16 protein-coding genes are annotated in these 20,337 nt (G+C 71.9%); 7 read left to right on the forward strand and 9 right to left on the reverse strand.

Annotated features, from left to right (window positions below; all coding sequences use genetic code 11):
• Window positions 1-67: 67 nt before the first annotated feature.
• From aroH to rpoB, 5 genes are all read left to right on the forward strand, one after another.
• The gene (aroH, locus tag ACQP10_RS12940; protein ID WP_399499540.1) at window positions 68-427 is read left to right on the forward strand and encodes a chorismate mutase; all 360 of its coding nucleotides are present in this window, start codon (window positions 68-70) and stop codon (window positions 425-427) included.
• A gap of 115 nt (window positions 428-542) precedes the next feature.
• On the forward strand, window positions 543-1,658 hold the full coding sequence (locus tag ACQP10_RS12945; RefSeq protein ID WP_346020228.1) for a prephenate dehydrogenase: 1,116 nt from the start codon (window positions 543-545) through the stop codon (window positions 1,656-1,658).
• A 152-nt stretch (window positions 1,659-1,810) separates the two neighbouring features.
• Window positions 1,811-2,467 (forward strand): (d)CMP kinase, encoded by a 657-nt coding sequence (cmk, locus tag ACQP10_RS12950; protein ID WP_346020227.1) that lies wholly within the window; start codon window positions 1,811-1,813, stop codon window positions 2,465-2,467.
• 29 nt (window positions 2,468-2,496) lie between these two features.
• Complete coding sequence (gene der, locus ACQP10_RS12955; RefSeq protein ID WP_346020928.1) at window positions 2,497-3,882, forward strand: ribosome biogenesis GTPase Der; 1,386 nt, start codon at window positions 2,497-2,499, stop codon at window positions 3,880-3,882.
• 274 nt (window positions 3,883-4,156) lie between these two features.
• Window positions 4,157-7,627 carry a DNA-directed RNA polymerase subunit beta gene (gene rpoB / locus ACQP10_RS12960; RefSeq protein WP_433541424.1) on the forward strand — a complete coding sequence of 1,157 codons (3,471 nt, stop codon included), beginning with the start codon at window positions 4,157-4,159 and terminating at the stop codon, window positions 7,625-7,627.
• A gap of 168 nt (window positions 7,628-7,795) precedes the next feature.
• Here the strand turns inward: rpoB and ACQP10_RS12965 are convergent, their stop codons facing one another.
• From ACQP10_RS12965 to ACQP10_RS12990, 6 genes are all read right to left on the reverse strand, one after another.
• On the reverse strand, window positions 7,796-9,379 hold the full coding sequence (locus tag ACQP10_RS12965) for an MFS transporter (RefSeq protein WP_433541425.1): 1,584 nt from the start codon (window positions 9,377-9,379) through the stop codon (window positions 7,796-7,798).
• Between the two features lie 4 nt (window positions 9,380-9,383).
• Complete coding sequence (locus tag ACQP10_RS12970) at window positions 9,384-10,064, reverse strand: LppX_LprAFG lipoprotein (RefSeq protein ID WP_346020224.1); 681 nt, start codon at window positions 10,062-10,064, stop codon at window positions 9,384-9,386.
• A 211-nt stretch (window positions 10,065-10,275) separates the two neighbouring features.
• A complete protein-coding gene (locus ACQP10_RS12975) occupies window positions 10,276-13,446 on the reverse strand; it encodes a S8 family serine peptidase (RefSeq protein ID WP_433541426.1) in 3,171 nt (1,056 codons plus the stop codon).
• 149 nt (window positions 13,447-13,595) lie between these two features.
• A complete protein-coding gene (locus ACQP10_RS12980) occupies window positions 13,596-14,477 on the reverse strand; it encodes a hypothetical protein (RefSeq protein WP_433541427.1) in 882 nt (293 codons plus the stop codon).
• A 98-nt stretch (window positions 14,478-14,575) separates the two neighbouring features.
• Window positions 14,576-15,634 carry a CU044_5270 family protein gene (locus tag ACQP10_RS12985; protein ID WP_433541428.1) on the reverse strand — a complete coding sequence of 353 codons (1,059 nt, stop codon included), beginning with the start codon at window positions 15,632-15,634 and terminating at the stop codon, window positions 14,576-14,578.
• Window positions 15,634-16,218, reverse strand: a complete 585-nt coding sequence (locus ACQP10_RS12990; protein WP_433541429.1) for an RNA polymerase sigma factor — start codon at window positions 16,216-16,218, stop codon at window positions 15,634-15,636. Before ACQP10_RS12990 ends, ACQP10_RS12985 begins: the two co-directional genes overlap by 1 nt.
• 29 nt (window positions 16,219-16,247) lie before the next feature.
• On the opposite strand from ACQP10_RS12990, the gene ACQP10_RS12995 reads away from it, so the two are divergent.
• Window positions 16,248-16,487 carry a hypothetical protein gene (locus ACQP10_RS12995; protein WP_433541430.1) on the forward strand — a complete coding sequence of 80 codons (240 nt, stop codon included), beginning with the start codon at window positions 16,248-16,250 and terminating at the stop codon, window positions 16,485-16,487.
• A 119-nt stretch (window positions 16,488-16,606) separates the two neighbouring features.
• Here the strand turns inward: ACQP10_RS12995 and ACQP10_RS13000 are convergent, their stop codons facing one another.
• Entirely contained in the window at window positions 16,607-17,086 is a 480-nt protein-coding gene (locus ACQP10_RS13000) for a MarR family winged helix-turn-helix transcriptional regulator (RefSeq protein WP_312872956.1), read from the reverse strand.
• A 344-nt stretch (window positions 17,087-17,430) separates the two neighbouring features.
• Complete coding sequence (locus tag ACQP10_RS13005) at window positions 17,431-18,021, reverse strand: malonic semialdehyde reductase (protein ID WP_433541431.1); 591 nt, start codon at window positions 18,019-18,021, stop codon at window positions 17,431-17,433.
• A 155-nt stretch (window positions 18,022-18,176) separates the two neighbouring features.
• Here ACQP10_RS13005 and ACQP10_RS13010 point away from each other — a divergent pair, with 155 nt between their 5' ends.
• On the forward strand, window positions 18,177-19,166 hold the full coding sequence (locus ACQP10_RS13010) for a cation diffusion facilitator family transporter (protein ID WP_433541432.1): 990 nt from the start codon (window positions 18,177-18,179) through the stop codon (window positions 19,164-19,166).
• 15 nt (window positions 19,167-19,181) lie between these two features.
• On the opposite strand, the gene ACQP10_RS13015 is transcribed toward ACQP10_RS13010, so the two are convergent.
• Window positions 19,182-19,946 (reverse strand): hypothetical protein, encoded by a 765-nt coding sequence (locus ACQP10_RS13015; RefSeq protein WP_433541433.1) that lies wholly within the window; start codon window positions 19,944-19,946, stop codon window positions 19,182-19,184.
• Between the last annotated feature and the right edge of the window lie 391 nt (window positions 19,947-20,337).

Consider the following 20,337-nt stretch of genomic DNA (forward strand, 5'->3'; position numbering starts at 1 on the left):
CGTTCGGGGTCCGCCGGACCCGTCCCGTCTCGGGCGGGTCCGGCGGGCACGCAAAGGAGGAACGGCGATGGTGCGGGCGATCCGCGGGGCGGTCCAGGTCGATGGGAACGACCGGGAGTCCATCCTGTCCGGCGTCACCGAGCTGGTCACCGAGGTGATGGAGCGCAACAGGCTCACCACCGACGAGGTGATCAGCGTCATCTTCACCGCCACCCCCGACCTGACCGCTGAGTTCCCCGCGCTGGCCGCCCGCAAGCTCGGCTTCCACGACGTCCCGCTGATCTGCGCCTCCGAGATCGGCGTCCCGGGCGCGCTGCCCCGCGTCGTCCGGCTGATGGCCCACGTGGAGACCGACCGGCCGCGCCGGGAGATCCAGCACGTCTACCTGCGCGGCGCGGCCGCCCTGCGGGTGGACATCGCCCAGTGAGCCCGGCGGCGGTCCGCCCGGCGATCCGGACGGGGATCCGGGCGGCGGCCTCCGCCGCGATCCCCGCGGAGATCCCGCCGGCCCCGCCGCGGGTCTTAGCACCCTAAGGACAGACGTGAGCGGCCTCGAAAACGTCCTCGTCGTCGGCACCGGCCTGATCGGCACGTCGGTGGCCCTCGCCCTGCGCGGGCAGGGCGTCACCGTCCACCTCGCCGACCGCGACCCGGCCGCCGTACGGCTGGCCCGCGAGCTGGGCGCCGGCGTCGAGTGGGCCGGTGAGAGCGTGGACATGGCGGTCATCGCGGTCCCGCCGCAGGTGGTGGCGGGCCAGCTCGCCGAGCTGCAGCGGGCCGGGGCGGCCCGTTTCTACACCGACGTCGCCAGCGTCAAGGCGCTCCCGCTCCGGCAGGCCGCCGAGATCGGCTGCGACCTGGCCACCTACGTCGCCGGGCACCCCCTCGCGGGCCGGGAGCGTTCGGGCCCCGCGGCGGCCCGCGCGGACCTGTTCCTGGGCCGCCCCTGGGCGCTGTGCCCGACGGGGGAGACCTCGCCTGACGCGGTGGAGGCCCTGCGTCTGCTGATCAAGCTCTGCGGCGGCGAGGCCGTGCAGGTCGACGCGGTCGAGCACGACCGGGCCGTCGCGGTCGTCTCGCACGCCCCGCACGTGACCGCCTCGGCGGTGGCCGCCCGGCTCGCCGAGGCCCCGGCCGCCGCGCTCGGCCTGGCCGGGCAGGGCGTCCGCGACGTCACGCGCATCGCGGCCGGGGACCCGAACCTGTGGACGGGCATCCTGTCGGGCAACGCGCTGCCGGTGGCCGACGTGCTGGAGGCGGTGGCGGCCGACCTCGCCGCCGCCGCGGCCTCGCTGCGCGCCTCGGCGGGCCCGGCCGCCGGAAGCGCCCCGGGCGCGGGGGACGCCCCGGCGGATCCGGAGGCCATGGGCAGGGTCACCGAGCTGCTGCGCCGCGGCGTCACGGGTACCGGTCGCATCCCCGGCAAGCACGGCGGCCCGGCGCGCGCCTACGCGACCGTCCAGGTCATCATCGGCGACCGTCCGGGCGAGCTGGCCCGGCTGTTCCAGGTGGCCAGGGACGCCGGCGTCAACATCGAGGACGTCCGGCTGGAGCACGCCCCCGGCCTGCCGCTGGGCGCGGCGGACCTGCTGGTGCAGCCGGAGGCGGTGCCGGCGCTGTCGGAGGCGCTGCGCGCCCACGGCTGGCGCCTGCCCTGACCCCGGCACCTGACCCCGGCACCTGACCTGGCCCGCCGGCGCCGGTCTCCTGGCCGCCACCCGGACCTCGCCCGGCCTCCGATGCGAGGTTGCGGCCCGGCTGCCGGTAGCCTCGTACAGACAACTGAAGCGGGCTGTAAGGGAGAGGCGCCGTGGCCGGACTGGTCGTCGCCATGGACGGCCCTTCGGGGTCGGGCAAGTCGAGCGCGTCGCGCGGGGTCGCGCGGGCGCTGGGGCTGCGTTATCTCGACACCGGGGCGATGTACCGGGCGATCACGTGGTGGATGCTGCAGGGAGAGGTCGATCTCACCGACCCCGCGGCGATCGCGGCCAGGGCCTCGGAACCGGTCCTTTCGATGGGCACCGACCCCGACGCGCCCACGGTCGCCGTCGACGGCGTCGACGCCGCCGGGCCCATCCGGACGGCCGAGGTCACCGCGGCGGTCTCCGCCGTCAGCGCGGTGCCCGAGGTGCGGCGCCGGCTGGTGGCCGAGCAGCGCGAGATCATCGGGGCGGGCGACATCGTCGTCGAGGGCCGTGACATCGGCACGGTCGTGGCCCCCGACGCCCCGGTCAAGATCTACCTGACCGCGAGCGCGGACGCCCGGGCGCTTCGCCGTACGGCGGAGCTCACCGGCACCACGGTGGAGGCGCAGAAGGCCGCGATGGCCCGGCGCGACACCCTGGACTCGACGCGGAAGACCGACCCGCTGGCGATGGCGGCCGACGCCGTCGAGCTCGACACCACGGCGCTGAACCTGGAAGAGGTCATCGCCGAGGTGCTCCGTCTGATTAAGGAAAAAGTGTGAGTGAAGAAAGCGGCTGGATCGAGGCTGAGCTGACCGATCCGGGTACCGACGACAGCTCCCCGGAGGCGGGCCCCGATCTGGGTCCGCAGCCGGTCGTGGCCGTGGTGGGCCGTCCCAACGTGGGCAAGTCCACCCTGGTCAACAGGATCATCGGCCGCCGCGAGGCGGTCGTGGAGGACGTTCCGGGTGTGACCCGCGACCGGGTCACCTACGACGCGGCCTGGCGCGGGCGCAGGTTCACGGTGGTCGACACCGGCGGGTGGGACCCCGACGCGACCGGCATGGCGCTGCGGATCGCCGAGCAGGCGCAGATCGCGGCCGACCTGGCCGACGTGATCCTGTTCGTGGTGGACGCGACCGTGGGCGTGACCGACGCCGACGAGATCGTCGGCCACGTGCTGCGCGGCTCCGGCAAACCGGTCATCCTCGCCGCCAACAAGGTCGACAACCAGCAGATGGAGCTGGAGGCCGCCGCGCTGTGGTCCCTCGGCCTGGGCGAGCCGTATCCGGTCTCGGCCCTGCACGGCCGGGCCAGCGGCGACCTGCTCGACGTGATCCTCGACGCGCTGCCGGAGACTCCGAAGCAGGTCTTCGAGGCCGAGCGCGGCCCGCGCCGGGTGGCCCTGGTCGGCAAGCCCAACGTCGGCAAGTCCTCGCTGCTGAACAAGCTCGCGGGGGAGGAGCGCGTCCTCGTCGACCCGATGGCCGGCACCACCCGCGATCCGGTGGACGAGCTGATCCAGCTCGGCGGCCGGACGTGGCGCTTCGTGGACACCGCCGGCATCCGCCGCCGCGACCGCGAGCTGAAGGGCGCGGACTTCTACGCGAGCATGCGCACCCGGGCCGCGCTGGAGCGCTCGGAGGTCGCGGTCGTGCTCATCGACGCCGGCGAGGTGCTGACCGAGCAGGACCTGCGGATCATCTCCCTGGTCATCGAGTCCGGCCGGGCCATGGTGGTGGCGTTCAACAAGTGGGACCTCGTCGACGAGGACCGCCGCTACTACCTGGAGAAGGAGATCGACCGCCAGCTCGTCCGCGTCCCGTGGGCGCTGCGGGTCAACATCTCCGCCATGACCGGCTGGCACGTCGACCGGCTCGTCCCGGCGCTGGAGAAGGCGCTGGACTCCTGGTCCACCCGCGTCCCGACGGCGCGGCTCAACGCCTTCCTCACCGAGCTGGTCGCGGCGACCCCGCCGCCGGTCCGGGGCGGCAAGCAGCCGAAGATCCTCTTCGCCACGCAGGCGTCGACGGAGCCGCCCAAGTTCGTGCTGTTCACCTCCGGCTTCCTGGAGGAGACCTATCGCCGTTTCGTCGAGCGGCGGATCCGCGAGGAGTTCGGCTTCGCCGGGTCCCCGATCGAGGTCACCATGAAGATCCGCGAGAAGCGGCAGCCCTCGGGGACGAAGCGGAAGTAGCCGCCGTCGCGGTGTCACGGGCGGCCCGGCACGCGCCGGGCCGCCCGTCGTCTTTCGCGGGACGCCCCGGGCGACCGTGAGAGTTGACGGGTCCGATCCGCCTGTGGCATCCTGAAGGTGGCACCGAGGTTGACATACCTAATAGGTTTGGACATCCGTTTCCTATTTGCGTTATGCTGCTGCCTCGCGCTACCCTTCGACGCCCTGGATCCCGCCGGGGCGTTTTGGCGTGCGCGCAGTTCGATTCCATCCGTGCTCTCCGGAAGGACGTCTGTTGGCAGCCTCGCGCAACGCCTCCGCCGTACCCGCTGGTCCCCGTCGTGTGTCGTTCGCACGCATCCAGGAACCGCTTGAGGTTCCCGACCTTCTCGCTCTGCAGACCGAGTCGTTCGACTGGTTGCTGGGCAACGAGAAGTGGAAGGGGCGGGTCGAGGCGGCTCGCCAGGCCGGGCGCAAGGACGTTCCGGCCCAGTCGGGTCTCGAAGAGATCTTCGAGGAGATCAGTCCCATCGAGGACTTCTCCGGGACCATGTCCCTGTCGTTCCGCGACCACCGGTTCGAGCCGCCCAAGTACTCCGTTGACGAGTGCAAAGACAAGGACATGACCTACTCCGCCCCGATGTTCGTCACGGCGGAGTTCATCAATAACACCACCGGTGAGATCAAGAGCCAGACCGTGTTCATGGGCGACTTCCCGCTCATGACCGGCAAGGGCACCTTCATCATCAACGGCACCGAGCGTGTCGTGGTCTCCCAGCTGGTCCGCTCTCCCGGTGTCTACTTCGACCGCAGTGTCGACAAGACCTCCGACAAGGATCTGTACGGCTGCAAGGTGATCCCCTCGCGGGGGGCCTGGCTGGAGTTCGAGATCGACAAGCGTGACAGCGTCGGGGTGCGCATCGACCGCAAGCGCAAGCAGGCGGTCACGGTGCTGCTGAAGGCGCTGGGCTGGACCAGTGAGCAGATCCTGGAGCGGTTCGGCCAGTACGAGTCGATGCGCGCCACGCTGGAGAAGGACCACACCGCCGGTCAGGACGACGCGCTGCTGGACATCTACCGCAAGCTGCGGCCGGGTGAGCCGCCGACGCGGGAGTCGGCGCAGGCGTTGCTGGAGAACCTGTACTTCAACTCCAAGCGCTACGACCTGGCCAAGGTCGGCCGCTACAAGATCAACAAGAAGCTGGGCGTCGACGCCGACATCACCCAGGGCACGCTGACCGAGGACGACATCGTCGCCACGATCGAGTACATCGTCAAGCTGCACGCGGGCGAGACCTCCATGCAGGGAGCCGGTGGCGGTGAGATCGTCGTGGAGACCGACGACATCGACCACTTCGGCAACCGGCGGCTGCGCAACGTGGGCGAGCTGATCCAGAACCAGGTCCGGCTGGGCCTGGCGCGGATGGAGCGCGTGGTGCGTGAGCGGATGACGACCCAGGACGTCGAGGCGATCACGCCGCAGACCCTGATCAACATCCGCCCGGTCGTGGCGTCGATCAAGGAGTTCTTCGGCACCTCCCAGCTGTCGCAGTTCATGGACCAGATCAATCCCCTCGCCGGCCTGACCCAGAAGCGGCGGTTGAACGCGCTGGGTCCGGGTGGTCTGTCGCGGGAGCGGGCCGGCTTCGAGGTCCGTGACGTCCACCCCTCGCACTACGGCCGCATGTGCCCGATCGAGACGCCCGAGGGTCCCAACATCGGCCTGATCGGCTCGCTGGCCTCCTTCGGCCGGGTCAACTCCTTCGGCTTCGTCGAGACTCCCTACCGCAGGGTGGTGGACGGGAAGGTGACCGACCTGATCGACCACTTCACCGCCGACGAGGAGGACCGGCACGTCATCGCGCAGGCGAACACGCCGCTGAACCCCGACGGTTCGTTCGCCGAGCCGCGCCTCCTGGCCCGCACCAGGGGCGGTGAGACCGAGCTCGTCCGGGCCGAGGAGGTCGACTACATCGACGTGTCACCGCGCCAGATGGTGTCGGTGGCGACGGCGATGATCCCGTTCCTGGAGCACGACGACGCCAACCGCGCGCTCATGGGCTCCAACATGCAGCGCCAGTCGGTGCCGCTGCTCAAGAGCGAGGCGCCGCTGGTCGGCACGGGCATGGAGTACCGCGCCGCCACCGACACGAGGGATGTGATCAACGCCGAGAAGGCGGGTGTGGTCGAGGAGGTCTCGGCCGACTACGTCACGGTGATGAACGACGACGGCGCCCGGACGACCTACCGGGTGGCGAAGTTCAAGCGCTCCAACCAGGGCACCTGCTTCAACCAGAAGCCGATCGTGGCCGAGGGTGACCGCATCGAGGCCGGTCAGGTCATCGCCGACGGTCCCTGCACCGACGACGGTGAGATGGCGCTGGGCAAGAACCTCCTGGTGGCGTTCATGCCGTGGGAGGGCCACAACTACGAGGACGCCATCATCCTGTCCCAGCGGCTGGTGCAGGACGACGTGCTGTCGTCGATCCACATCGAAGAGCACGAGGTCGACGCCCGCGACACCAAGCTGGGCCCCGAGGAGATCACCCGGGACATCCCGAACGTGTCGGAGGAGGTGCTGGCCGATCTCGACGAGCGGGGCATCATCCGCATCGGCGCCGAGGTCGTGCCCGGTGACATCCTGGTCGGCAAGGTCACCCCGAAGGGGGAGACCGAGCTGACGCCGGAGGAGCGGCTGCTGCGCGCGATCTTCGGGGAGAAGGCCCGTGAGGTGCGTGACACCTCGCTGAAGGTGCCGCACGGTGAGCAGGGCAAGGTCATCGGTGTGCGGGTGTTCTCCCGTGAGGAGGGCGACGAGCTGCCGCCGGGCGTCAACGAGCTGGTCCGGGTCTATGTGGCGCAGAAGCGCAAGATCACCGATGGGGACAAGCTCGCGGGCCGGCACGGCAACAAGGGCGTCATCTCCAAGATCCTCCCGGTGGAGGACATGCCGTTCCTGGAGGACGGCACCCCGGTCGACATCATCCTCAACCCGCTCGGTGTGCCGGGCCGGATGAACGTCGGGCAGGTGCTGGAGACCCATCTGGGGTGGATCGCCGCCCGGGGCTGGGACATCTCCGGCATCGAGGAGGCCTGGGCCGAGCGGCTGCGTGAGCGGGGACTGGACCGCGTCGAGCCGGGCACGAACGTCGCCACCCCGGTGTTCGACGGCGCCAGCGAGGAGGAGATCGTCGGCCTGCTCGGCAGCACGCTGGTCGACCGGGACGGGGATCGGCTGGTGGGGGGCACCGGCAAGGCCAGGCTGTTCGACGGCCGCAGCGGCGAGCCGTTCCCGCATCCCATCGCCGTGGGCTACATCTACATCCTGAAGCTGCTCCACCTGGTGGACGACAAGATCCACGCGCGGTCGACCGGCCCGTACTCCATGATCACCCAGCAGCCGCTCGGCGGTAAGGCCCAGTTCGGCGGCCAGCGCTTCGGTGAGATGGAGGTCTGGGCGCTGGAGGCCTACGGCGCCGCCTACGCCCTGCAGGAGCTGCTGACCATCAAGTCCGACGACGTGCTGGGCCGCGTGAAGGTCTACGAGGCCATCGTCAAGGGCGAGAACATCCCCGAGCCGGGCATCCCCGAGTCCTTCAAGGTGCTCATCAAGGAGATGCAGTCGCTGTGCCTGAACGTCGAGGTGCTCTCCAGCGACGGCATGTCCATCGAGATGCGCGACACCGACGAGGACGTCTTCCGCGCGGCGGAGGAGCTCGGCATCGACCTGTCCCGGCGCGAGCCGAGCAGCGTCGAAGAGGTCTGACGTCTCCTGCGACGTGACCGGGTCCCGCCGCGGGGCCCGGTCACGCCGTGGGGCCTCCGTGTGCCGGTGGGGCGGGTACGCACGACGTGCTCGCCCCGCTCGTGGCAGGCTCAGGGCCACCCGGGACGACGGGTTTCGCCGAGGCGAGGGGATCACCGTGCGGAGGACTCACGGTTCCCCGGGACGGTCCCGCTCCGCCGGGGCGGGACGGCCGCGCGGCAGCAGCGTCGCGGCCAGCGCGCCGACCACGCACAGGACGGCGGTGATCAGGAAGATCTCGCCGTACTCGGTGTGCAGGGCCGCCTTGACCTGGGTCTCGTAGGCGGCGAGCCGCCGCGCGTAGACGGCGGGGTCCACACCGAACGGCAGCGGCGTGTCCAGGTTCGCGGTGAGCGACTGGAACCGGTGGAACCCCCAGGCCGACAGCGCCGCGATCCCCAGCAGCATGCCCATCATCCGGGCCACGACCACCGCCGAGGACGCCACGCCGTGCCGGGCCGCCGGCACGGCCCGCAGGACCGCCGAGGAGACGGGGGCGATCACCGCGCCGAGGCCGAGCCCGGCCACGACGAGGTCGACGTCCACCCGGAGACCGGCGGAGGCCAGGTCGAGCGGCCACCCGCCGATGCGGAGGTAACCGGCCGCGGCCACCGCCAGCCCGGCGACCGCCACCGCGCGCTCGCCGTACCGGCGGACCAGCGGGCCGCCCAGCAGGGCGGCCACGCAGAGCGCGGCCAGGAAGCGCGACAGCACCAGCGCGCCGTCCAGCGCGTCCAGCCCGAGGAGGGTCTGCGCGGTCAGCTGCGCGTCCACGAGCGTGACCATGAGCGCCGCGCCGGTCAGCGCGCTCACCCCGAGCGTGGCGAAGAAGGGCGTGCGCGCCACCCCCGCCAGGTCGAACAGGCGGACCCGGGCCCGCCGCTCCCATACGGCGAACCCGGCGGCGGCCACCGCCCCGGCCGCGACCAGGGCCGGCCCCCACGGCGGCAGGACCGACCGCCCCGGGTCGGGGTTGTACAGGCCCGCCACGAGCAGGCCCAGCGCGGCGGCCAGCAGCAGCCCGCCGACGAGGTCGACGCGGGCGGCCGGGGACGCGGCGCGGTCGCGGGGCGGCACGGCCCGCCGTACGGCCAGCGCGGCCACGGCGGCCAGCGGGACGTTGAGCCAGAAGATCGACCGCCAGCCGCCGAGCGGGAGGCCGCCCAGCCGCAGGGACACCGGGACCGCGGCGGCGAGGGCCGCGCCGTACAGGGGGCCGAGCACGCTGCCGAGCTCCTGGGCCGCGCCGAGCGCGCCGAGGGCGAGCGGGCGGTCGCGGTCGCCCCACAGGTCGGCGACCAGGGCCATGGTGACGGGCAGCAGCGCGCCGCCCGCGACGCCCTGCAGCGCCCGCCCGGCCGTCAGCCAGGGGACGGTGTCGCCCAGCGCGGTGACGACCGAGCCGGCCGCGAAGCCCGCGAGGCACAGGTGGATCAGCGGGCGCCTGCCGTACCGGTCGGACAGGCCGCCGAGCAGCGGCATGGCCGCGACGTAGCCGAGCAGGAAACCGGTGACGATCGGGGTGGCGCGTTCCAGGTGGTTGAGCGGCACCCCGGCGTCCCCGGCGACGTCCACCAGGATGGTCACCACGACGTAGGCGTCCAGGGCGGCCAGCAGCACCGCGACGCCGCCGACGCCGAGGGCGACGCGGCGCCCGGCGGTCCGGGATGCGGGGGAGGGGGCGTCGGCGGGAGCGGGGACGGGGGCGGTCACCGGGTCACCCGGCCGGCGCGGTGATCCGCACCGGCACGCCGTAGTCGTGGAAGGCGACGGTGACCTTCCCGCCGTCCATCGGCAGGTCGGCCCTGAGCAGGCGACTGGTGGCGCGGTCGATCCAGAGCGTGCCGTTCACGTCCTGGCCGAGGCCCGGGACCATCGTGACGAGGATCCGGTGGGGGAGCGTGGCCGAGACCTTGTAGGCGTCGGAGCCGTCCACCTTCTCCGCGGCCTCCGTCCGGGGGTTCACCGCCCCGGACATCAGCTGGACGACCCCTCTGTCCGGGTCGAGGATGGCGGACGGGTCGTAGATCGTGGCGAGCTGGCTGCGCGGCATCTTCTGGAAGCCGCCGGTGACGCCCTTGAAGTGGACGGTCTCGCCGAGGAGGACGAACTGGATCTCCTGGAGGGTGCCCATCAGACTGAGCTGGATGGTGCCGTCGGCGTCGCCGGTGCCGCTGAGGCGGCCGGTCGCCTTCTTGACCGGCACGGCGGGGCTGCCCTCGGTCTCCAGGGAGAAGGCCACGGACGTGACCGCCCGCATCGACTCCGCCGACTTCCGCACCAGCTCCGGCCCGCCGGGCAGGCTCGGCCCGTCGGAGCCGCCGCACGCGGCGGTCAGGGACAGTACGGCGAGCACCGCGGCGAGCGCCGCGGTGAGGGGGATCCGGCGACCAGGCATGGCCGGATAGTAACGATCGCGGAGCCGCCGGACGATGCCGGAGCGATATCGGTTTCGCCTTCCCCGGTTCCCGCGCGGACGGCCCGGCGCGGGCGGGAGCGCTCCCGGCGGACCGGCGCCGCGGTCCTGGAGTCGGATGCCTGCGAAGCAGGGCGGCTCCTCCGCGGCGAACGAGGCTCACGCCTTTGGAGGAACCGCCCTGCGGGGAGGGCTATCCGACCGCGTAGGCGCGGTGGACGGTCTGGCTGACGGTGTTGCCCGCGGTGTCGGCCGACGTGGCGCGCAGGGACACGAAGCCCGCCGTGCGCGGGTTGGTCAGCCGCGCCGTCCAGCCCGAGCCCTTGGCTCTGACCCGGATGTCGCGCCAGGTCGCTCCGTCATCGACGGACATCTGCAGGCGGATGGACTTCACGGCCGCCGCCGGAGCGCCGGGATTGCGTTCGATCCGGATCGGCAGCCGGGTTGACGATCCGGGCCTGGCGCGGTTGTACTCGTCCAGCCCCTCCGGGGCGAAGCGGACCGCCGCCAGGGCGAGCGCTTCCGGCTCGACGGTGCTCGCCGAGCGGAACGTCCACGTCGCTTCCACCTTCGTGGACAGCGTGGAGTGCGGCACCTGCCGGCCGGCCGTCGCCCTGAGCGTGTACGTGGCGGGCTCCGCGGGAAGGTCGGCGGTCAACCGGCAGGAGTCGACCTCCCACGGCCCGCACCTGGTGTAGTCGATCGTGGAGACGACCTGACGACCCCTGGCGAGGCTGACGGTGCCGGTGGCCGCGCCGTCCGTGCCGACCCGGCCGGGCACGCCCTCGGAGAACAGCCGGGCGCCGTCGAACGCCACGGTGTTCCCCTCCCGCCAGGCGCCCAGGGTGGCGAAGGACGGGCCGCTCACCGCGACGCCCCACGTCTGCCGATCGCCGTCGCCGATGGGTCCCGTGGCCCCCGTGACCACGGATTCGCCGACGCGCAGCGCGCTGGACCACCTGCGCCCTCGCGTACGGTATTCCGTCAGCTCGCCCGGCAGCGGCACATCGTTCGTGGGGGTCAGGAATCCGTCAGAGACGCCTTCGATGGCGGTCGCCACGAAGTAGGCGCCCTTCGCGGCCGTTCCGGCGCCTCGGAAGGTCGTGGTCACCTTGTCGAGGTCCTTCACCCTCGCCGCGTACGTGGGGTCCTCGGGGATGCCGTCGCGTCGTTCGTCCACCAGGTCGTAGCGGACGGGGGTGGGAGAGGCGCCCTTCTTGTGGAAGTGCATCCTGGTGACGTACTTCAGTCCGGGCTGCTTGGAGCCGAGCAGGAAGTACACCGCGCTGGGGTCGGGCCTTCCTCCGGCCCAGCCGAGGTACCACGAACCGTTGATCACCCACATCTCGGTCCACCCGCTGATGACAGCCGTGGGCTCGTCCAGGGTGAACCTGATCGGTTTGGCCCGGCGCGTGTCCAGGACGATCTCCGTGCCCTGTTCGCCGACCTTCACCGGCAGGTGCGTGGTCGTGATGCGCGTGCCTTCGTAGATGTCCACGTACAGGCTCCACTCGCCGGCGGGGAGCCGGTAGGTGTCCGGTGCGCCGCGAAGGACCATCCGGAGACTCTCGCCCTTGCCGTTGTAGAACTCCCCGACCGCGTCGACGGGCCGGCCGTCGGTGCCCAGTGCGCTGATACTCACGTCGTAGGCTTCCGGCTCCACGTACGCGGTGGCGACGGTACGGACGAGAAGGTCACCCGATCGGGCCGTGATGGTGCCCGGGTGGTCACCGGGCTGCCTGCCGGTCGCGTCGATCGTCACGGTGACCGACGCCGTGCCCTTGGCGGGCACCTCGACCCGCTGTGCCGAGGTGCTCAGCACGTCGCCGTCCACGGTGAGGTCCAGCGTGACCGGAGAGTCGCCGGCGTTGGTGTAGGTGATCTCCCTGGTCGCCTGCCGCTCGCCGGATCCGTTCCAGCGGAAGACCGTGCCGACGTTCGCGGGACCGGCGTACACCTGCTGCCCGATCGCCCGGACCACGTCGACGCGCCCGGCGCCCTGGTCGAAGTGCGTGGCGCCGGCCTGTGGCGCGGCGCTGCCGATGAGCGCGGCCTTGAGCTGCTCGCCGTTCCAGTCCGGGTGCCGCTGGGCGAGGATCGCCGCCGCGCCCGCGACGTGCGGTGCCGCCATGGAGGTGCCGCTGTGGGCGACGTACGGGCCGTCCGCCGTGCCCTGCGCGGCCGCCGCCATGATGCCGACGCCGGGAGCGGTCACCTCGGGCTTGATCGCGTGATCGCCCAGCCGGGGGCCGCGGCTGGAGAATTCGGCCATCCGGTCGGACCCGTCGACCGCGCCGACCGTGAGTGCCGCATCGGCGCTGCCCGGGCTGCTGACCGAGCCGGGTGCCCCGTCGTTGCCCGCCGCGATGACGAACAGCGCTCCCGTACGCGCTGACAGGGTGTTGACGGCGTGCTCCAGCGGATCGATGCCGGGTGTGTCCGGACCGCCGATGCTCATGTTGATGATCTTCGCTTCGACCTCGGCGGTGGCCCATTCCATGCCCGCCAATATGGCCGATTCGCTGGCGTACTCTCCGCCGACCTTGCCAAGCGCGATCTTCGCGCCCGGCGCGACGCCCCGATACCTCTCTCCGGCTCCGGCCACGATGGAGGCGACATGGGTGCCGTGGCCGATGCCATCGGTGACGTCGGGTTCGTCGGAGAAGTTCCGCGACCGCGTGACCACGTCCTTGAGATCGGGATGGGTGGCGTCGTAACCGGAGTCGAGCACGGCGACTGTGACACCGGCTCCGGTCAGCCCCTGTTGCCACGCCTGCGGGGCCCCGATCTGCTTGGCACTCCGGTCAAGGGTGATGGGCCGCTTCCCGTCCAGCCAGATCTTCGACCTGCCCGCGGCCAGTGATCGGGCGCCGCCGACCAGGCTCTGCCAGGTCTGGCCCGCCGTCGCCTTGGAGACGCTCGTGGTGGCCAGTCCCATCCCGGCCAGTTCCCTGACCTTCGGTGCTCCGCTGAGCGCCTGTGCCGCCTTCCCCTCGGCGGCCTGGACGATCAGCGGTATCTGCGCCTTGTAGGCGTCGCCGTACCGCCAGGCGAGCAGCTGCGTGACGTCGAACAGGCGCTCATCCAGCAGGCCCTGGGCCAGCAGCCGTTTGGCGTCCTCCGGAATGACGTGAAGATGACCCTGACGGCGCTGAACGTCGAATCGTTCTTTTCTGCCCGGCCCAGGCTCGATCCGGTGACCGTTCGCCGTGACGGTCACCCGGTCACCGGTCAGCAGCGTCACCGAGCCCGACATCCCGGTCACGGGAGCCGCCGGCTCGGCCGCCTGCGCGGCGCTCGTGGTGCCGCCTGCGATCACAGATACCGCCACGATCATGGCGAAGGTTCCGTGGATTGATCTCATCTGCTCTCTCATGGTCGGTGTGCGGAGAGTCGACATCGGTTCTCGACCCCGCGGCGGGAAGGCGGCCATCGCCGGTCGGTGGCGGGGCGACGGCCGGATGTCGCGGGGGTGCCGCTCGCGCGCCACGAACGGCACCCCGGAGCGCCGCGTCAGACGAGCTTGCGGTGGATCCGGGACGGGACCGCCTGGGCCGCGCCCTCCCGGCCGAACTCCTGGTAGACCCGCGACGTGATCTCCATGGCCTTGGGAGAGTAGGCGGGGTAGAAGTCCTTGCCGCACTCCAGGTCCTTCAGCGCCGTCTTGATCTCCTTGTCCAGGTACGGCCTGGCCTGCGCGGGCTTCAGGTTCGGCCGGAAGACGACGGTCCTGCCCTTGGGCGCCTCGGGCAGCTCACCCTTCCACGTCTTCCTGGCGACGTCCGAAGCCTGCCGCAGGATCTTCGTGTGGCTCAGGCCGTCCAGCGCGGTCGGCCTGGTCTCGCCGACCCCCAGACACGTGGCGAACCGCTCACCCAGCCGCACGAGGTCCTTGTCCTGGTCGAGGACGCTCAACGACTTCCGCACCGCCGCTTCGAGCCGGTCGTAGTAGTCCTCCTGGGAGGTGACGGACTTGCCCAGCACCTCCTTGACCGCCTGGGAGAAGCAGGACTCGTCGGCGGCGCGCCACTTCTTCAGCTCGCCGGCCGAGAGCGCCATCAGCGTCTTGTCGTTCGGGTTCTCGTGCTGGACGGGGTTGACGACCCTGTCCTTCGGATGGACGTTCGGGGACCAGACGCCGAAGCCGTACTTGGCCCGGTACGCCCGCAGTGCCTCCAGGTCACCCGCGAGCCGCTCCCGCTCCCCGGGCTGCCACTCGTGCCGGGGCTCCGGGGAGGCCACGTAGTCCAGGCCCCGCTCCGTCATGCAGGCGACGCGCTCGGCCTCCAGCCGCGTCTGCCTCTCGTACGCGGCGGCGTCCCCCGACGGCGGCGAGGTGAGGCCGCCGAACGAGCCGGCGAGCAGGGTGACCGCGACCGCCTTGGCGATGAACATGCAGGTACTCCTTCTTCCTTGAGGGCATGCCGGATCGATCCGAAGGCATGCGAAACAGAACTCACGGCCGGAACGGCCGGATCAGATGGGGAAAAGTCTCAGCAGGGGATCTTCATGCGGGACGCCTTCGGCGACACCTCGGGCAAGCCGGGGGCGAGATCGACGGCGAGCACCGCGGTGCCGGTCGCCACGCCCTTCATCTCGGTGTACTCACCGCCGGAAGGCGTCCTCACCTCGCGGTCCCTCGTGTTCACCGTGCGCTCGCCCAGGTAGCGGTAGGTCGTCCGATCGAAGATCAGCTCGGACCGGGTGCCGTCGCCCTCGTCCATGGCGACGGCCAGGCCGGGGCGGCCGGCGGCGTCCACGGCGTCGTGGACGAGCATGATGCCGTCCAGTCCAGCCGCGACCCGGTACAGCGCGGCGCCCAGGCTGGGCCGTACCACGGACTCGCGGACCAGGCTCTGGAGGGAGTGCCAGACGCGCAGCGGCTCCTCGCCCGTGTCGGCCACGATCTTCGCGCGTACCTGGGCGGGGTCCGTCGGCCAGGCGCCCAGCCGCGCGTAGGCCGGCCGGCCGGGACACGCCCCCGGCTCGGACACGATGTCCTCGACACCGCGGTCCCAGTACTTCCGGGGCGCCGGTCCCGTGCCCGACAGGTTCCGGCTGCGGCTCAGCCAGGGCTTGCCCAGGTCGGCGGCCTCCCAGCGCTCCTCGTCGACCATCACCCTGGTGTACTGCGTCGTGCCCAGCCTGTCCTTGGTGTACAGACTGTGCTGGGCCAGCGTCCTGGTGTGGACGTACTGGCCGCGGGACGGCACTATGTCGCGTTGGCCGGCGGCGGCCCGCGCGGCCAGAGTGAGCAGCGCCTTGGCGTCGGCCGGAGGGGCTGCGATCAGGTACCCGGGGGTACGCGGGTCGGAGCCGCCCAGACTCACCTGGGTGACGATGATGCCGCCGGTGAGCACCAGCGCCATGGCGCCGACCAGGGCGACGCGCCGGATCGGCAGCGCGGCGGACCACCTGCGGCGTGGACGGCCCGACCGTGACGCCTGCGCCTCGCGGGTCAGACGGAGGAGGCGGTCACGCCCCTTCGCCGCCGCCTCCGGCGTGGGATCGGGCTCCGCGAACGCGGCCTCGATCAGCTTCAGTTCGTCCATCACCACTCCCCGATCGGGTTGACGTCGCCCAGGGCCTTGCGCAGCTTCTTGCGCGCCCTGTTGATCCGGGACCCGACGGTCCCCACCGGTATGCCCAGGGCCGTGGCGATCTCCTCGTAGCCCAGCCGGCCGAACACGAACAGGAACACCACGTCGCGATCGCCCTTCGCCAGGCCTTTCAGCCCCCGTACGAGCTCCGGCCTGCTGGCCTGCGCCGCGAGCTGCGAGGTCACCCGGTCCTCGTGCCCGTCGGAGGAGTCCTCAGCCGCGATCTTGCTGAGCGCGTTCAGGCGGCGCCCCTCCCTGCGGCGGTGCCGGGCCACGATGTTCGTGGCGATGCCGAACAACCATGACCGTACGGAGCCCCGCCGCGGGTCGAAGTCGCGTCTGCCGTCGAACGCGAGCAGGAAGGAGTCCGCGACCAGGTCCTCGGCCTGCTCGCCGCCGAGCCGGGCGGCCAGATAACGGTAGATCTCCGTGAAGTACCGGTCGTACAGGAGGGAGAAAAGCTCGGGATCGTCCAGCGACCGCTCGACCACGGTGACGTCTTCCATCACATCGTTGGCGTCAGGTGGTGCAGCCATGGCGTCCTTCCGAAGGCGACTGTCGCCCAGTGTTCGCCGCTCGGCAGGTTTTCTTCACGCCGATTTCCGGCGCGGACATCGAGGCGACCCGGCGGGAAAGCATCCTCAACGCCGAGGACGGCCGGCCGGCCTCCGTGCTCATGGCCCTGTCCGGCCACCGGAACCCGCGCACCTTGGGTGTTCACGTCCAGCCCGGTCCAGCCCGGCCCGGCACCGAAGCCGTCGCCGCTGCGCCCGCTGACCAGGACCCAGGCCGTCGACGCCGCTGATCATCCCTGTCGCGTGATGAATGCCTGAATCGGGCTGACGCGATCGCGTGTACCCGGTGACAGCGGTCTCACCGACACCCGCCCCGGAAGGACCGGTCCCGGGAGGGCACCGGGGCCCGTCAGCCTCCGCTCGCCGTCCGCAGGCTCTTGAGGTGCTCGACCACCGGGGCGTAGGCGGACTCCAGCGCGTGCAGCTGGTCGTCGGTGAGCAGGTCGATGAAGTGCCGCCGAACGCTGGCCACGTGGTGCGGGGCGACCTTCTGGATGGTGGCCCAGCCGTGCTCGGTCAGCACGGCGAAGGTGCCGCGCCGGTCGTCGGCGCAGTTCTCCCGGGTGACCAGCCCGGCCGCCTCCATCCGGGAGATCTGGTGGGAGAGGCGGCTGCGGGACTGGATCGTCGCGCTCGCGAGGTCGCTCATGCGCATCCGGTGCTCGGGGCTCTCCGACAGGTTGACCAGGATCTGGTAGTCGTTGATGGACAGCCCGAAGGACTGCAGCTCGCGATCGAGGCGGTGCTCCAGGAGCCGGTAGGCGTCGAGGTAGGCGCGCCAGGCGCGCTGCTCCATGGAGCTGAGCCAGCGGGTCTCCTCGTCGTTCACCGGTCGCTCACCTTCTCTCCCCGCCACACGGGACGGCCCGGGCGAGGCGCCCGCCGTGCCCGCGCCCGCCGTGTCGGTTCCGCTCCCCGTCCATGGATCAGAACTTACCGGAAAACGGTGGAACGCCCTTTCCCCGGGCCGGGAACGCGCCACACCGGCGGGGCGGGCGTCTTCCGTACGGGGTCCCGTCTTCCGTACGGTCCCGTCTTCCGTACGGTCCCGTCTTCCGTACGGTTCCATCCTCCGGGCGGTTCACGGGCGGGCGGTTCACGGGCGGGCGGTCCGCAGGCGGGCGGTTCACGGGCGGGCGGTCCGCAGGCGGGCGGCTCGCGGGCGGGCGGTTCTCAGACGGTGGTGACGACCTCGTCGTAGGGGAGGCGGGGAAGGCGGTCGAACCAGGCGTTCTCCCCGGGCCTGCCGATGTTGACCACCGCCATGACGGTGTGGGCGTCGTCGAGGAACTCCTTGTCGATGCCGTCGGCGTCGTAGCCGGCCATCGGCCCGGCGGCCAGGCCCGCGGCGCGGACCCCGAGGATGAAGTAGCCGACCTGCAGGGCCGCGTTGAACGTGGCGGTGCGGGCACGGCTCGCCTCGTCGGCCGCGAACCGCTCCCTGGCGCCCGTCGCGTGCGGGAAGACCTTCGGCAGCTCCTCGTGGAAGTCCAGGTCGGCGGCGAGGATGGCGACCAGCGGGGCGGCGGCGGTCTTCGCCTGGTTGCCGGGGGCCATCAGGGACACCAGGCGATCCCGGGCCTCGGCGGAGCGCACCAGGACGATGCGGAGGGGCTGGCCGTTCATGGCGGTCGGGGCGTACTTCACCAGGTCGTAGATCGCCCGCACCTGCTCCTCGGTGACCGGCTCGTCGCTGAAGGTGTTCGCCGTACGGGCGTCGCGGAAGAGGAGGGCCTGTGCTTCGGGGGAGAGGGTGAGTGACATATGTACTCCTAAGCGGCTTGTGTCCCTTTTTTCTCCGCAACATGGGTGAAGTTTCAACTATTCCCGGCGGTTCCACCCCCGGCCTGCGAGGTTTCGCCCTCCGGCTGGGAGGAACGAGACACCGGGCGTACAGTGGCCAGACAGCGGAGATTCCAGTGAACGATCCCGAAGCGGACAAGGACGGCCAGGAGAAGCCCGGCTCGGAGAGCCTCGGCACCGTCGTCGTGGCCGGTCTCGCCAACCTCGCGATCGCCATCGCCAAGCTGGTCGCCGGCCTGATGAGCTCCTCGGCGGCGATGATGTCCGAGGCCGCGCACTCCGCCGCCGACACGGTCACCGAGGCGCTGCTGTTCGTCGCGGTCCGCCGGGCCGGCAGTCCTCCGGACGTCCGCCATCCGTTCGGGCACGGCATGGCGGGGTTCTTCTGGGCGCTGATGGCGGCCTTCGCCACCCTCATCGGCGGCGCCGGCTTCTCGATCACCCACGGCGTGCAGGAGATCATCAACGGCGAGGAACTCGCCGACCTGCGGGTCTCCTACGCCGTCCTCGTGATCTCGTTCGTGATCGAGTCGGTCTCCTTCTTCAAGGCGCTGTCGCAGGTGCGCTCGGAGGCCGCCCGGGTCAGGGTCACCCCGCAGCGCTACGTCGCCCGGACCTCCGACACCGCTGTCAAGGCCGTGCTCTTCGAGGACGCCGCCGCGCTGGCGGGCCTGGTGATCGCCGCCTGCGGCCTGCTGGCCTACGAGATGACCGGCGACCCCGTGTGGGACGGCATCGCCTCGGTGGCCATCGGCCTGCTGCTGCTGGGCGTCGCCGCCCACCTCATCTACGCCAACGCCTCCCTGCTGATGGGCCAGGCCGCGCCCGAGCGGATCAGGAAGGAGATCGAGCGGGAGATGCTCGCCCAGCCCGAGATCGAGAACGTGGTGGAGCTGCTGACCATGATGCTCGGGCCGGGCGAGGTGATGGTCGCCGCCCGCGTCGACTTCCTCGACGAGACCACGGGGGCCGCCCTGGAGCGGGCCGCCGACCGGGTGGAGGAGCGGCTCCGGGAGCGCTTCCCGTCGATCTCGCACGTCTTCCTCGACCCCACCCCGGGCAGGCCGTCCCGCGGCCACCACCGGGTGGCGGGCCGTGACTCCTGAGGCGGGACCCGGGTCCTACTCGTCCTCTCCGGAGTCGTCCGCGGAGTCGTCCCCCGGGGCGTTCCCGGAAGGGCCGGGGGACGGCGTCACGATCCGGCCCTGGGGGTCGGTGACCAGCTCGTCGGCCGCGCCCATGACCGTCGTGCCGTCGACCTCCCAGCGCCCGCCCGCCCTGACCAGGTCGAGCCGCATGTAGGTGCCCAGGAGCCGCCGGGTGCCCGCGGTGCTGGTCACCGTGGAGTCCACCACGGTGACCGCCCTCGCCCGTTCCGGGGTGACCCCGGAGACGTAGACGTCCCGCACCGAGGCGGCCGAGCGCGCCCGCAGCGAGATGATCGCGTCCCTGAGCCTCGCGAAGACCTCGTCGTAGGTCCTCTCGAACCGCTCGCTGGACACGGCGCGGACCCGGTCGCGGCAGGCCCGCAGGTCCGCGTAGTCGTAGGTCTGCAGCGCCACGGCGAACTCGCGCGCCCGCGCCGCCACCGCCGCGCGCTCGGAGTCCTCCTGCCGGAGCCGGTCGGCGGTCCTCCACTGGAGCGCGGCCGTCACGGTGGCCGCGAGCATCCCCGCCACGGCCGCCGCCGCGATGACACCGGCCCGGCCGGCGGTCACCCGGCCCGAGGCCACCGGACCCCTGCCCACCCGGGCCGCGGCCGTCCCACCCGGAACCGCCGGACCCGCGTCCGCCCGGTGCGGAACCGCCGTGCCCGCGTCCGCCCGGCCCGGATCGGGGCTCGCCCGGTCCGGCTCCATCCGGACCGGACCGATGTCCGGTTCCATCCGGTCCGGGTCGGCGCCCGACCGGTGCGGACCCGCTCGGGCCGCGGTCGCGTGACGGGCGGCCGGGTGTCCCGGGTCCGTACCGCCGGGCCTGGCCTCAGGGCTCGGCTGGGTGGGGGGTCCCCCGTCGCCGAAGGCCAGGTCGCCGCCGGGAGCTTCGCCGTGACCGGGAGCTTCGCCGTGGCCGGGAGCTCCGCTGCGGCCGGGGGCTTCGCCGTGGTCGGGAGCTTCGCCGTGGTCGGGAGCTTCGCCGTGGTCGGGAGCCCCGCCGTGGTCGGGGGTCCCGCCGCGGTCCGGGCCCGCCCCCCGGGGAGCAGCCCCCTCGCCCGGCTGCCGAGGCGCCTGGCTCAACTGCTGCTCCTGATCACGGCGGCCCTGCTCCCGATCGCGG

Source organism: Streptosporangium sandarakinum, assembly GCF_050942225.1.
In the GTDB taxonomy this organism is placed as follows: Bacteria; Actinomycetota; Actinomycetes; order Streptosporangiales; family Streptosporangiaceae; genus Streptosporangium; species Streptosporangium nondiastaticum.